This is a genomic window from Bacillus cereus group sp. RP29 (genome assembly GCF_040459765.1).
In the GTDB taxonomy this organism is placed as follows: Bacteria; Bacillota; Bacilli; order Bacillales; family Bacillaceae_G; genus Bacillus_A; species Bacillus_A paranthracis.
In genome coordinates, this window is the sequence record NZ_JARVHN010000001.1 from 2,835,002 (window position 1) to 2,848,501 (window position 13,500).

Sequence of the window (13,500 nt, forward strand, 5' to 3'; positions counted from 1 at the left end):
ACCTATATTTTTGGTGTAGCTTTCTTCTTTATTTTATTAATCACCTCTATATACTGAGAATCACCATATCCGATTGTTGGAAATAGTTGAAACAACTTTGTTAATAATTCTTGAGTTGATAAATCTTTATTTTTAGAGATAAATTTCATTACAGCATTATCTTCTTTTAGCATTTTTAAATATAGATCTATAGCCTGATACATTACAGGTGGTACCTTATAGAAAGTCTTTTTATGATTTACTAATACTTCATTGTATACCGAAGAATAATTTCCTAATTCAAGTTCAATTTGATTTACTTTAAATTCATCTTCTCTGAAGCTATTTAAGTATACCTTCCCCTCATAACGAGACTGTTCAAGGTATGAAAGTATTGTAAGTAAGTTCATTTGACAAAACATATCTTCACCAAACCATAAAACAATACATTTATACTCTTTCGTAAAAAGTTTCTTTAATGGATCTATAACCTTTTTTGTGTAACTTTCTACTGAACTGTTATGTCCTGCTGCCCTTGTCTTAATAAATTCTTTATCAAAAACTAGTGTAGTAACTTGGTTTACACACATCGCTTCATTAAATGGTGCGTAATCAGAATCACCCATTAGCTTTTCATTTTTAAATTCTTCATACATCATTTGACCATTCAATATGTTTAATACATCTTTATCAAACAGCTCGCTCTTCGCATTTCGTAATTGCTCAACCTCTATTTTTCTAGAAATATTCCTATTAAACTCTCCTTCCTTATTTATATTGAGTTTAACATATGTAATGCTCTGCTTTATTTAAATTATTAAGCAGGAGATTACCAATACTATCCCCTTTTATGTATTCCATAATAATTGCCTGTCTATTTTGTATCTTTATCACTTCAAATACGTTTGGAACTGACAGCCCACATGAATAAGCATATTTTTGTTTTTTTGCTTCATTCATAGACTCTGTATTCGGGAGGTAATCTTTAAATAATTTCATAATCTTATTATCATATAGATAAATTTCCGCTGTGTTCCCTTTTGCAATTGGATTACCTAAAACCACTTCATTTCTCCCCTTAACATAAATTAGAATAACATCTTATACCTCTCTTTACATTCACTATACCCCTAGCTAAAACCTTCTTCACGACTATACAAAAAACTTACCGCTTTCCATCATTAAATAGAAAGCGGTAAGTTTAATTTACTTGGAATATCAGCATGGAGATTTGGTGTATGCAAGATAGTAAATGAATATCCTTGCTGAATAAATGATACTTCATTATGTTTACATTCATATGGAACACTATTTTTCTTCAAGTTATTTTGTATGCGTTGTAAAAATGCTTGATCTGGTGTTCCAAAAGAAACATGTACTTTCGGTGGTAAAGCTTTCATCGCAATCGGAATCCATGGTCGCTGCCACCAAGTTGCGACAATGTATGCAGTGCCACCTATAACAAAGTTAAAAATATCTCCATCTTCCATTGTTTGCAAATTTAAATTTAATTTCAACCATTCCGTAAATACAGGTACACTTTTAACGGGAAGACCGATTTCCCTTACATATAAAACGTTTAATGGTGAATGCGGTATTAATACATCTTCTTTAACATAACTATGTGCAATAATTTCGAGAAGATTTCCATCTCCGTCTTTAAAGTATAAATTGAATAGATTATTCTCCTCACCAATTATATTTCCATCTTTCCATTTCACAATGAGTAACCCAGACTTTTCAAGCCATTTTGCTGTTTCATGAAATTTTGAATATGGGATCTCAAAAGCAAAATGTGCAGGTGCAATTGGTTCATATACTTCTTGAAAGCTAATTGTTGTATACGGTGTTACTTCAAATTGAATAAATGATGCTGTTTCTTTTTTTATTGGAAAAGATAATACGTCCCTATAAACTTGTTTTACCCCTTCTATGGAAACAGTTTGTAGTTTTATATCAGAAATATGTGTAATCATTTTACGTCCCCCTATTTCATACTATCTATTCGTATTGTATTACAATTATAAATAGATAAAATCAAACGGAAGGATGGATTTTTCATATAAAAGCTACAACTTTAGTATGAATATGTTAGCTTCTTTCATTGCTAGTACAGTAACATTTCAACACCATTATCCTCCATATTTCATTTTTTTGATTAACACTTTACTTAATTTTATTTTTTCAAGTTTCCCCTGCATTATTTCTATATAAAAAGAGCTGCCTTGCCTTAAACGAAAAGCAGCTTTTACAATAAAATACATTAAGATTTTACAGCAATAATCATAAACCTTTTTGAATTCGTACGAATACCTTTTTCAGAACTATTAGCTTTAATGAACTTTTGCAAAATATTAAAATCCTCTTCCTCTTCTCCAAAATTAGGAATAATAGGCGTATGTTTTAATAAGAAAATAAGATTCTCAGGCGTACTGTAATGATCAGTAACATCATATTCACGTACTTGTATGATTTTAAATCCCGCACTAATAAGTTCCCTCATATACTTTTCTTTTAAAGTTCCGTCTCTTTCACCAAAGCATTGTCCTCTGCCAAATACTTCTTTCAGATTTAATTTATCATGTTCGCTTACTTGTTGTGTTAAGAAAAAAGCACCTTGTTTCATTACTTTTGCTAATTCAGATGCTATAAACGGTGCGTGACAACTAGAAGCGATATCAAAATGGGCAGGCGGAAACGTTAACGCTTCAGAATTCATTTGAAAAAACTCAACATTTTGTACACCTGATTTTTTTAAATTGGAATGTGCCGTTTCAATCATGCCGTTAGAATTATCAATTCCAATTAACAGTTTAGCTGAAGATGCTATATTAAGTACATTTTCTCCTCCACCTGTACCAACATCAAGTAGGGTGTCTGAAAGTTTACATCTTTCTTTCACTTCCCCGTAAAAGTCCCATGAATCTCCTACAGTTTCACATTTTATTTTACTAAAATCCCAACCATTTACTCTTCCTACTTTATCATAAAAGTTTTTGTACTCTAATTCGTTCATTTTGTATTTTCCCCTCTATTAACGCTTATGCTATTGATTCTTTGTGAAAAAGATCCACCAATTTCCCCTATATATGCCAGCCAATCTTCATAAAAAGCTTGAACAGTGCGATATCTTTTATTTTTTTCTTTATGTAGAGCTTTTTTACATATATTATATAATTCTAGTGTGCTCTCCCATTTCTCATAGCTTTTATCATTTTTCTCGCCAATAAAAGCAAAAGCAATTCCGGCTAACACATACACATTCGTTTCGCTTGTAATTTGTGCATGCAGTTCATATTCTTCAGGTGCTTTGAAACGACCTGCTCCCCAAAAATCCTCCCCAACTTTATTGAATACAGGTTTTTTTGAAAGAAATCAATATCACAGATCGTAAGTTTTGATTGCTCAAAATTATATAAAATACTACCGTCATAAAAATCAACCATGACATATCCTAATGACTCCACATAGGCTGCAAACTCAAAAATTTGTGTCAATATGTTAAGTCTCTCCGTCACTGATAATTGTCTTAGCTTAACAAAAGGCGAACTTGGTGCATGGTGCTTTTCAAACGGTGTAAAGTCCCAATGATTGTGCATGCATTCCCCATCAATCCAATGAAACCTTAAACAAAATCCGTTTTGCATTTGAATAGGATTAATATATGGAACTAGTAAAGGATATTGAATTTGTTCATACACTTCTTTTGCCTTCATTAATCGTTGGATCGCGTCCTCTATCTTGCCTTTGTATTCTAAATTGCGTGCACCTGCATACTTCAAAAAATAACGTTTTCCATTTTCAATAATACCAAAGCTAATATTTCCTGAATCTTGCTGATCAAACACAGTAAACACTTCTACATCCTTTAACCAATCAAAATTATGCTCCTCAGCCAATGTTAATGGGTATTGATTTTTTCCAATTTTAATATTTATCATGTGCTGCTCCTAGCTTTGAGCGAACGTAGTTGATAGAGGTATGATACGCATACTCAAATTATTTTTACCTCATGCTTGATTTTCTTCTGTTTGTTCATAAAACATCACTCCTTTCAAATAACCGCCCTTAATTACTTTCTATTATATATTATAAAATACAAATTATAAGGAAAATATATTCCATATGCACAAATAGTTTACATAACATTTTTATGGTTTATTTATGTATGTAATCTACATCTCTCCCCAACCACACATACTATTTAAAACAGTACAGACTGCTTTTACATTCTTCATTTTTATTTCCTCCTTAAAATACATGTAAAAAGTAGGATTAACCAAAAAATTAAAGAATTCTATATATGACAAGTATTGGACGAATTATTTTCAAATTTCTCTATAATAAAGGTGGTATAAACAGTGTGAAACTTATGCAAGAACGTAGCCTTACCGTAAAGACAACTTTTACTAAAGAATACAAGATTTTTATTTTGGGTTTACTCATTTCACGAATTGGGGATTCACTATATACTTTTGCGTTACCTTGGATTGCCTATCAATTAACCGGTTCAGCTGTAATTATGAGTTCTTTATTTGCTATTAACGTATTGCCAATCGTTTTATTTGGCCCTTTAGTTGGTGTAATAATTGATCGTTATGATCGAAAAAAGTTACTTTTGGTAGCGGATATTACTAATATTATTTTAGTAAGTCTTGTTCCAATACTACATTCATTACATCTATTACAAATCTGGCATTTATACATAATTACTTTTATGTTAGCAGTTATGTCCATGCTTTTTGATGTAACAACTGTTACAGTCATTCCGCAAATTGCTGGAGCATCCTTAACGAAGGCCAATTCTTTCTATCAAATGGTTAATCAATTGGCTAGTTTATTTGGTCCAATGATAGCTGGGGTTTTCATTTCTTTTATTGGCGGCTTTCAGATGCTTTGGATTAATGTTCTTTCATTTATTGCAACATTAATTGCTGTGATATTATTACCGTCTATGAAAACCGTAAACAAGAAATGCCAAGATAAAAATACACTTCAAAATGTACTAGCTGATTTGGTTAATGGATGTAAATGGCTCAAAAATGACCGTTTAAATTTAGCTTTATCTTTTCAAGCTATGATTGGAAACTTTGGAGCAAGTGCGGTTTTAGGTGTGTTCATGTATTATTTACTATCCACATTGCAACTTACGCCGGAACAAAGTGGTTTTAATTATTTACTAATTGGAATAGGCGGGCTCTTAGGAAGCTTGATTGCAGTTCCTTTAGAAAAGAGATTGCAACGCGGTCTTCTAATTCCATTACTCCTATTTGTTGGAGCAATTGGTTTAACTTTTGCGCTTTGGAGTAGATATTGGCTTGCTCCCGGAATTGCTTTCGGTATTGCAATGACTTGCAATATTGCATGGAATACAATTGTAGCCACCGTTCGCCAGGAAACAGTTCCATCAAATATGCAAGGGAGAGTTTTAGGGTTTTCACGTGTACTTACACGATTAGCTATGCCACTTGGAGCGTTAGTAGGAGGTATTATTTCAGCTTATAATCCTGTCTTTGTATTTGCTTTAGCTGCTTTTACTAAATTAATTGAAGTCTTTATTGCTTTATATAGTCCGATACGAAAACTATAATAGAAGGAAAGATAACTATGATTGGTTAATTGCAATTACGGATAAGTTTATAAAGAAAAAAGGCATATTATAATGCCTTTTTTCTTTACAATCATTTAACTGGATAACAAACTTCTGTAACCCATTTATTAGCATCCGATTCCATCGCTGGGCTCACATGATAAATATTAAACATTGGACCTGCTAATTCGTAACCCTCTGTCTCAATCCATTTTGCCGCAGCTTCATTTACAGCTGTCATCTGTTCATAACTTCCATTAACTGTTATAGAAGCTACATTAGCTGATTCCACATTTTTAAATGTAACGTCTTTTGTATTTTCGTGCTTCCCTAGAATACTTAGCTGTATTTCTATATCTACATCATTTTCTTTGTATTCACGATCATGGAAAACCGCAATACTATAACTCGGATGGTCAATACTAATATTCTCCATTTGAATTTCTTGCATTAATATACTCCATAAATCACCTTCGCAATTATACGATGGAATAATCTTTCTAACACTAGCTACAGTTCTTTCTGGAATTTCTTTTATTGAAACATGATAATTCATCTCAACAACATCCTCTCTCATCGTTTTCATTGAGTCTTCGAGGAGACGTAATTGTTTTTGGAGGTTATACATGTCTTCTTTAATTTGAACACTACGATTTAAAAATTGCTCTTTTATGCTATCTATATTATCGCATTCTATTATTTCTTTAATAGTTGCAATATTAAATCCCATATCTTTTAATGTTTGAATTTGATTTACTTTCTTTAGCTGTGCTGCTGCATAGTATCGATAACCACTTTGTTCATCGACTTTTACTGGTTGTAATAATTCCACTTTATCGTAGTGTCTCAACATACGTATACTAATGGAAGATAGTTTTGAAAAGTCTCCTATTTTAAACATGATTTCCTCCTATAAATTACATCTACTTCGAAGCTCAATTTTATCTTAAACAATGACATTGTGTGAGAGTCAACCGTTTTTTATAACACTTGAATTATATTTCTTTAATTATTTCCCCTTATACTTTTTTCCTTCTTAAGGCTATACGAATTGATATTAGTCCGTTCACAGCTAATAAAGTTACAATAATACTTGTAACTAAAGCTACGTCTGGCGCAAATATTTTAATCGTCCGCCATGGTGAACTTGTACTATAAGTAAGTAGTGGGATGAATGTAATAGATAATAGTAGCGATAGCCCCCCTATAGATAACCAAATTACCTTTTTTACAGTTTTCATATGTTTATACTTTTTAATTAACATAATTGATATTACGAAAAGTATGAGTGTAACTATCAACATAATAATTTGTGTTAATGGTATATTTTTAGGGATATCAACCGGTTCTTCTCCATTCAAAATACTAATAATCCCCTTTTTCAATTCTGATAGTGCGGTTTCTTCTAATACATGATTTTTATTTGTTAAAATCACACCACTCCAGCCACTTTTATTTAAAGTAAATATTTCTGCACGAGCATCGGGCGTTGATCCTGAATGCCAAATCATCGTTTCGCTTTCATTTATATTTGTTGTTCTTAATCCAAAACCATAACTTTTTTCTGAATTTGTTTGATAAAGTGGTGAAAGATAAAGATTCATGTTTTCTTGCTTTAAAAATTGAGGATTTTCTTGGCGATTCAAAAACATAATGAATTGAATCATATCTTCCAAATTCGCGGTAATATAACCATATGGTGCCCCGGCATTATCATAGGACACTACACTTTTTCTTGGTATGCCAAACCACGACTGATAACCTGTTAAATAGCCTTTTTCATATGCAATTTCTTTACTTGCTGCCGCACCATTCATATTTAACGGCTGAAAAATATACTTTTCCATATATGATGAATATATTTCATTTGTGACTTCTTCAATAAGTGCGCCTAACACAATATAATTTGCATTACTATATTGATATTTTTCACCTGGTGGAGCAGTTACTTTTACATTTAAAAGCTCCATTACATTTTCTTTTAATGCTGTAGAACTTTTGGATTGCTTATCTGATAATGCTAAGCCTTCATATGTGTTGATTCCGCTTGTATGAGTTAGTAGATGTTGGATTGTTATAGTTGAGGATATTTGAGAATCTTTTAGTTTAAACCAAGGGAGATATCGTTGAACTGGATCTTCTAATTTTATTTTTTTATCTTCTATTAATTTCACTATAGCTAAAGCTGTTAAAGATTTACTTATTGAGCCGATTGCAAATGGAGTTTTACTAGTTACCTTTTTTTCAGATTCTCCAGTAACCCCCATCGTTTTTGTGAAGAATACTTCTTTATTATGTACAATTGCAACAGAAGCTCCTGGAATATTCTGTTCATTTATAAATTCTTCAATATACTTATCTAAAGTAGCTTTAATATTTTGCTGAGCATACACTTTTGGATGAACGATACATAATACTAATACATTACAAAGAATACATATTTGGAATAATTTATAGATAGTTTTCTTCATTATACTTTAGATAGCTTTCTTTTTTTATAATTTACTAAACTAATAAATACTACTACAGAGATTGTAAAACTACTCATTATTAATAATGAGTTCCACCATTGATTCTCTGATATACGATATAAAATATTATAATCAAATATAGCTTTACTATTAGTTTGGTTAAATGATTCAGTTAAAAATATTGAAAATGTAGTTTGCGAGATGAGGTAAGTAATAAATGCGATGAATATGCCACGTAAGACAAATGTGTTGTATTTTCCTTTTTCATTTTGAAGTTGTTTCATTTTAACTTGTAAATCAATTTCATTTATTTCTAAAAAATCTTGAACAAATAATTGGGGGGTACCTAAATCATCTATACTGTCTTCACCATGTTCACGACATTCTTGAATATGTTCTAATATTTGTCGCTTTATATTTTCCCTTTCTTCTAAACTAATATCGTATTGCTTTAATTCCTTTAGTACGTCTGTTAAAAATTGCTTTTCTTTACCTATCAATCTATTCCTCATTTCAGAAGGTCTCCTTTCAAACCGCTTTTTAATAATGTTTGAATATCCGATTGCAATTCTAACCACTCATTAATTTTCTTCTCAAGACGTATTTTACCGTTTTCATTAATTTCATAATAAATTCTAACTTTACCACTGTCTGTTACTTCTTGATAAGTATTAACCCAATCTTGATTTTTTAACTTAGTTAAAATTGGATAAATACTTCCTACTCCTTTCAATTTTAAATTGTGTACTTCTAGCTCTTTCATAATCTCATAACCATAACTTTTCTTTTTTGACAAAATAGATAATACACACATTTCTAAATGCCCTTTAATTAAACTCGTTCTATCCATAGGATAAATTTAACAGAAATATATACTTCATTCAAGTATATATTTCTGTTAAATGCAAAAAAACAGACAATAAAACAAAAAGATTAACAAACAACAATACCACTCATCAACCATTTTTAATCTTAACAATTATTTTTACAATATAATAATTACATAATTAATATAACTTTTAACGTTATTACCCTCTTACTTCAAGAACCTTATATCTTTATATATTTCAAACCATTGTTGCCATTTATCTTTAGAAAATTCTTTTTCTTCTCCTTCTAGAACGGCAGAAAAAAGATCTAAACAAATATGCCAACCAGCTATATCTTTCGGTGTATGATCAGTTAATTCGTGAATATATTCTTGGAGAAGTAAAAGGGTTCCATTATCCTCTTTATGTATTTCAAATCGGACCCGATCTTTATCCCAAGTAAATTCAAGCACTGAGTTTTGTTGACACTCTATAATATCAATATTTATAAATGAACCATCCATCATGTCGAACTTTATTACACCATTTGTTTTAAGGCTTTCAATCTGCAAATTGGACATCCATTTTTTTAACTTACTATTTTCTGTTAAAACTGACCAAACTTCTTCTATCGAATATGAAAAATGACGTTCAAATTTTACAATATATCCATTAGTTAGTTTCCCGATTTCAGCTATCATATTGATTGCCCCCTATATAGAATGTATGTTCTTAATTTATTTTACACGAATATAAATATAAAATAAATCTTTATATAAACGAAGTAGTAATTAAAAGTTAAACGTGATGAGAAAAACTTTAATCTTTTCTAAATCAATTTAAATAATCTTGAAAAATAAATATCATTTATGCACGTTTCTTCCCAAAATATAGACTTACGCTCAAATAAAAAGAGCCGCATTTGCGACTCATAAATTTATAGAATTACTCCTGTTTTTGTTGAATGATTTACCGCTTAATCGCATCAACAATTAACGATGGAAAACCAAGTTTATCACCTTTATTTCTAGAATCATACCTTTTCGAACGGAAAATAACACCGTCGTTTGCATCCCATTCATTATAATAAAACTGACCATTTTCATCACAATATTCAAGTAAAACTACCTCAAATCCAGCAGTTTCAAACATTTTCGTTAGTGTTTTATAGGTATGGACAATTTTATGACTTGCTGCTGGGTGATCTTTTGGGCCAGGTCCACCTATTTGAACTATCTTTTGGTACGCCTCATCTCGGAAAAATGCATCAGGAACACCGCACCGAATATGCCCCTCTTGCTTTAAAAATTCATAGCAAATTTCAGCAGCTCTTACACCTTCTTCAAACGAATAGGCTGTACTATCTACTTTTATATTTTTCTAAATTTGCGAACTAAAGTGAACACTATACCTGCAAAAACCATCCATAAGCCCATTGTTGTACTATTAGTTGTACTGCCCCCCGTGTTTGGAAGCTCTTTATATGTAGATTCTTTTTTATCAGAATTACTGTTGTTTTGGATATTACCGTTATTACTGTTATTAGTACTACCTTTAGCTTTGCTAGCGTCTGTATCCTTCACTAATACTTTTTGTATGGCATGTACCTTATTACCTACAGAATCTGTGACACTATATATTATTTCAAAAGTACCAACTTTAGTGGTATCTCCAATATCTTTATATACTACTTTAGAAGTAAGATCACCATCTTCTTTATCCGTAGCTGATACACCTACCATTGGATTGAATTCATCTCCCTTAGTAATTGTAGTTGTAGAAGGTACTTTTAGTATTGGTATGTCATTCTTAACTTCTTCTCTACCTGTGACTGTTACAGTTTGTTTCGCAATTTCTTCATGGCCTTTAGAATTTGTAACTGTATACGTTACTATGTAAGTACCGACTTTAGAGGTATCTACTTCCCCCTCAACTTTTACTTTAGAAGTAAGATCGCCGTCTTCTTTATCAATAGCTTTTACTTTTGCCATCGGATCGAATGATTCTCCTACAGTAATTGTCGTTGCAATAGGAACTGTTAATGTAGGTTTTAGATCTGATGTTTCTCCATCCCTCTCTACAATTACGGTCTGTGTTACCGTTGCTTTCCCACCTTGAGAATCAACGACAGAGTAATCCACAATGTATTTGCCTGGTTTAGAAGTGTCTACATCACCTTTATGTTCTACTCGATTTGTTAAATCACCATCTTCTTTATCAATAGCTTTTATATTGCTCATTGGGTCAAACTTATCACCGACACGTAGTGTAATTGTTGGCGGTACTGTTAGCTCTGGGACTTGGTTTGCCTCAGTTTTTTCGTTTTCTTTCACTGTTCCTTTAATTTTTGCTGCATCAAAAGCTTTTTGGACCGTTTCAACCTCAATGGAATTTGCCCCATATTTATTTGTTGCAACTTTAAGACACGCTAATCTTAATTCAGAGAAATTAGAAGTCATGTTCAATTCATCAGTATTTGCATAATAGAAAATATCAAACATTTTATCTTCACCAATACCATTTACAGTTACACCGTTATGAGTGCCACCTTGTGCAATTAAATACGCGACTTTATTAATAATACTTGAGTTGAAATGAACGCCCTCATTATCCTCTCCGTTTAAATCACTGTATTTGCTATAATCATCTGGATACGGTACTCCATTAAAAAATTTGACTGAAGATGGATTTTTCATATTACGGAGAACTGATCCACTTTGTTCTCCTATTGTCCAATTAAATTCCCCATTATTTATATATTTCTCAATAGCCGTTCCCATAATATCAGATAACGCCTCGTTAATTGCTCCAGATTCTCCAAAAAATTCAAGATTAGATTCACTAGATGTAACCGCATGTGTAAATTCGTGACCCGCTATGTCAAACGATCTAACCATTGGATCACCATATATAAGCATACTAACATTGTTAATATTAGCGCTAAATGCATTCCCCCAATTTTTAGGATCACTTGTTTCTCCAGAATCCCATGCATGTACAACTGAAACTACTTTTTCCCCTTTATTATCAAAACTATTACGCTTATATTTGTCTTTATAAAAATCATATACGTTTGTCGCTAAGAAATGAGCACTTACCGCTTTTGGGTCATTAAATGTTGTTGATGTGCTAGTTGTTAATATACCAGGATAATATTTTTCTTCAAAAGTAATATCTCTATAATTTACATCATACGTCTCAATTCCTTGCCCTCTTGTATAATCAGCAAGCGCATATTTCCCGTTACTTTGTTCAGAAATACCGAATGTACGAGTTATTCCTAAATCATCTTTTCCAGTCCCGGTTAATGATTTAAAATTACTTTTTTTACTCTCCTGAATAGCTTCAACACGCTCTTCATTTACTTTTAAATCTGACTCTTGCACCATATTTTTCAACATATCACCACTATGAGCATCCACTAAATAAGTTCCAGATACATAGTTTGGTGTGGCAGCTGCAAATGTAACTTGATATGCATTTGTAGCTTGCCCACGATTTTCATCAACAAAAATAACTTCCTTAACTTCTGCCTCAGAAATAAATTGAATATCATTTCCGTACTTCGTATAAATATATTGTTTTGCTTCTTCTTTTGATAAATTAATAGGATTCTTTAAATCTTCTTTTTCTAAGTTTTGTGCACTTTCCCCTGAAACACTTTTAATAATACCCTTTTTATCTACATGAGCAGTCAATTGGTGTCCGTATACTTCTTTACCTTCATATATTTGTTGCATACGAACAAGTGTAGTCCCATCATATGAACCACGTTTTTGAAGAACCTTGTAATCTACCCCTTTGTCTCCACTAACTTGTTTTGGAGACAAAGCATGTTCCGTCTTTTCCTTAAGTGCATCTTTCACTACGTTCTCTGGCGTTTTTTGTGATGGTTTTGTAAGTTCACCTGTACGGAACGAATCCTCTTGAATATCAACTTGCATTTGATCCGTTTCCTCCGCATAACCTTTCTCGTATGGTACTATGCTTGTCAAAGCTAATCCTGTTGTTAATGCAACTATAGCTATTTCTTTTTTATTTTTCATGTTATTTCCCTCTTATGATTTCCTAAAATATGAAATTACTAAAATTTATACAATCTATTTCTAATGTAAAAAGATGACTTCTGTAATCAACAAAAGTCACCTCTTCAATATGTAATACCCCTAATATATTTTTAATGCATAATTTCTATATAAAACAGAAAAAGCATTCATTAACGAGCATTTTGCATTACTTTTATTAGGTCATTTATATTTTCAACTTTCTGCTGAAACTGATCAAATCTACTATGTAACAATGAAGGATTCTTATCTTCAGTTGAAATAACTTTTTTTAACTCCTGTTCTAATATATCATATGTATCAAAGAAATTATCAAATTCTACACTTACAAGCTCTTCATTTTCACGATAAAATCTTTTTGTTTCTATATAAGTCATGTATGATTTATTTAAAAAACCTAATGAAATTAAATATTTAGAAGTGTTTTCTTGATAAATAGCAATATCACATGCTATTTTCATATCAGAATAAGTCTTTTGAACGAAACAATGCAATTCACAAATCTTAAACTTTAATCCATTATTCATTTCATCCCCTCCCATCCTATCTATTCTACATAAAAAAAGAATATTATACAAAGTAAAATA

The 13,500-nt window shown here is 31.4% G+C and carries 11 protein-coding genes and 4 pseudogenes; 1 reads left to right on the forward strand and 14 read right to left on the reverse strand.

All coding sequences use genetic code 11. The features are described 5' to 3' along the window. Positions 1–2 precede the first annotated feature (2 nt). From QCI47_RS15150 to QCI47_RS15170, 6 genes and pseudogenes are all read right to left on the reverse strand, one after another. A pseudogene (locus tag QCI47_RS15150) lies at positions 3–773 on the reverse strand (AraC family transcriptional regulator); the annotation flags it as partial. Then, a pseudogene (locus QCI47_RS15155) lies at positions 769–1,044 on the reverse strand (protein kinase family protein); the annotation flags it as partial. The pseudogenes QCI47_RS15155 and QCI47_RS15150, both read right to left, overlap by 5 nt. A 116-nt stretch (positions 1,045–1,160) precedes the next feature. Continuing rightward, a complete protein-coding gene (locus QCI47_RS15160; RefSeq protein WP_000627955.1) occupies positions 1,161–1,955 on the reverse strand; it encodes a VOC family protein in 795 nt (264 codons plus the stop codon). Between the two features lie 287 nt (positions 1,956–2,242). Beyond that, a complete protein-coding gene (locus QCI47_RS15165) occupies positions 2,243–2,995 on the reverse strand; it encodes a class I SAM-dependent methyltransferase (protein WP_001003855.1) in 753 nt (250 codons plus the stop codon). Further along, positions 2,992–3,234, reverse strand: coding sequence for a hypothetical protein (locus tag QCI47_RS30300; protein ID WP_226805551.1), 243 nt, complete (start codon positions 3,232–3,234; stop codon positions 2,992–2,994). Before QCI47_RS30300 ends, QCI47_RS15165 begins: the two co-directional genes overlap by 4 nt. Then, positions 3,228–3,920, reverse strand: coding sequence for a serine/threonine protein kinase (locus QCI47_RS15170; protein WP_376746379.1), 693 nt, complete (start codon positions 3,918–3,920; stop codon positions 3,228–3,230). Before QCI47_RS15170 ends, QCI47_RS30300 begins: the two co-directional genes overlap by 7 nt. A 422-nt stretch (positions 3,921–4,342) precedes the next feature. On the opposite strand from QCI47_RS15170, the gene QCI47_RS15175 reads away from it, so the two are divergent. Beyond that, on the forward strand, positions 4,343–5,569 hold the full coding sequence (locus tag QCI47_RS15175; protein WP_000772537.1) for an MFS transporter: 1,227 nt from the start codon (positions 4,343–4,345) through the stop codon (positions 5,567–5,569). 91 nt (positions 5,570–5,660) lie between these two features. On the opposite strand, the gene QCI47_RS15180 is transcribed toward QCI47_RS15175, so the two are convergent. From QCI47_RS15180 to QCI47_RS15215, 8 genes and pseudogenes are all read right to left on the reverse strand, one after another. Continuing rightward, a complete protein-coding gene (locus QCI47_RS15180) occupies positions 5,661–6,470 on the reverse strand; it encodes a MerR family transcriptional regulator (protein WP_000472643.1) in 810 nt (269 codons plus the stop codon). A 118-nt stretch (positions 6,471–6,588) separates the two neighbouring features. Beyond that, on the reverse strand, positions 6,589–8,040 hold the full coding sequence (locus tag QCI47_RS15185) for a serine hydrolase domain-containing protein (RefSeq protein ID WP_000751423.1): 1,452 nt from the start codon (positions 8,038–8,040) through the stop codon (positions 6,589–6,591). After that, the gene (locus QCI47_RS15190) at positions 8,040–8,552 is read right to left on the reverse strand and encodes a hypothetical protein (RefSeq protein WP_002080533.1); all 513 of its coding nucleotides are present in this window, start codon (positions 8,550–8,552) and stop codon (positions 8,040–8,042) included. Before QCI47_RS15190 ends, QCI47_RS15185 begins: the two co-directional genes overlap by 1 nt. Continuing rightward, complete coding sequence (locus QCI47_RS15195; protein ID WP_001997521.1) at positions 8,549–8,890, reverse strand: PadR family transcriptional regulator; 342 nt, start codon at positions 8,888–8,890, stop codon at positions 8,549–8,551. The genes QCI47_RS15190 and QCI47_RS15195 overlap by 4 nt, the downstream gene beginning before the upstream one ends. A gap of 178 nt (positions 8,891–9,068) precedes the next feature. Beyond that, positions 9,069–9,550: pseudogene (locus QCI47_RS15200) on the reverse strand (SRPBCC family protein). A 268-nt stretch (positions 9,551–9,818) separates the two neighbouring features. Continuing rightward, positions 9,819–10,199, reverse strand: a pseudogene (locus tag QCI47_RS15205) (class I SAM-dependent methyltransferase); the annotation flags it as partial. Between the two features lie 20 nt (positions 10,200–10,219). Beyond that, positions 10,220–12,895 carry a M4 family metallopeptidase gene (locus QCI47_RS15210; RefSeq protein WP_309422714.1) on the reverse strand — a complete coding sequence of 892 codons (2,676 nt, stop codon included), beginning with the start codon at positions 12,893–12,895 and terminating at the stop codon, positions 10,220–10,222. A gap of 170 nt (positions 12,896–13,065) precedes the next feature. Continuing rightward, the gene (locus QCI47_RS15215) at positions 13,066–13,440 is read right to left on the reverse strand and encodes a hypothetical protein (protein ID WP_076874699.1); all 375 of its coding nucleotides are present in this window, start codon (positions 13,438–13,440) and stop codon (positions 13,066–13,068) included. Positions 13,441–13,500: the final 60 nt, after the last annotated feature.

Excerpts from the sequence above, each read along its gene's own strand:
- QCI47_RS15160 (WP_000627955.1), bottom strand. The coding sequence starts at position 1,955 with ATGATTACACATATTTCTGATATAAAACTACAAACTGTTTCCATAGAA.
- QCI47_RS15165 (WP_001003855.1), bottom strand. The coding sequence starts at position 2,995 with ATGAACGAATTAGAGTACAAAAACTTTTATGATAAAGTAGGAAGAGTA.
- QCI47_RS15170 (WP_376746379.1), bottom strand. The coding sequence starts at position 3,920 with ATGATAAATATTAAAATTGGAAAAAATCAATACCCATTAACATTGGCT.
- QCI47_RS15180 (WP_000472643.1), bottom strand. The coding sequence starts at position 6,470 with ATGTTTAAAATAGGAGACTTTTCAAAACTATCTTCCATTAGTATACGT.
- QCI47_RS15185 (WP_000751423.1), bottom strand. The coding sequence starts at position 8,040 with ATGAAGAAAACTATCTATAAATTATTCCAAATATGTATTCTTTGTAAT.
- QCI47_RS15190 (WP_002080533.1), bottom strand. The coding sequence starts at position 8,552 with ATGAGGAATAGATTGATAGGTAAAGAAAAGCAATTTTTAACAGACGTA.
- QCI47_RS15195 (WP_001997521.1), bottom strand. The coding sequence starts at position 8,890 with ATGGATAGAACGAGTTTAATTAAAGGGCATTTAGAAATGTGTGTATTA.
- QCI47_RS15210 (WP_309422714.1), bottom strand. The coding sequence starts at position 12,895 with ATGAAAAATAAAAAAGAAATAGCTATAGTTGCATTAACAACAGGATTA.
- QCI47_RS15215 (WP_076874699.1), bottom strand. The coding sequence starts at position 13,440 with ATGAATAATGGATTAAAGTTTAAGATTTGTGAATTGCATTGTTTCGTT.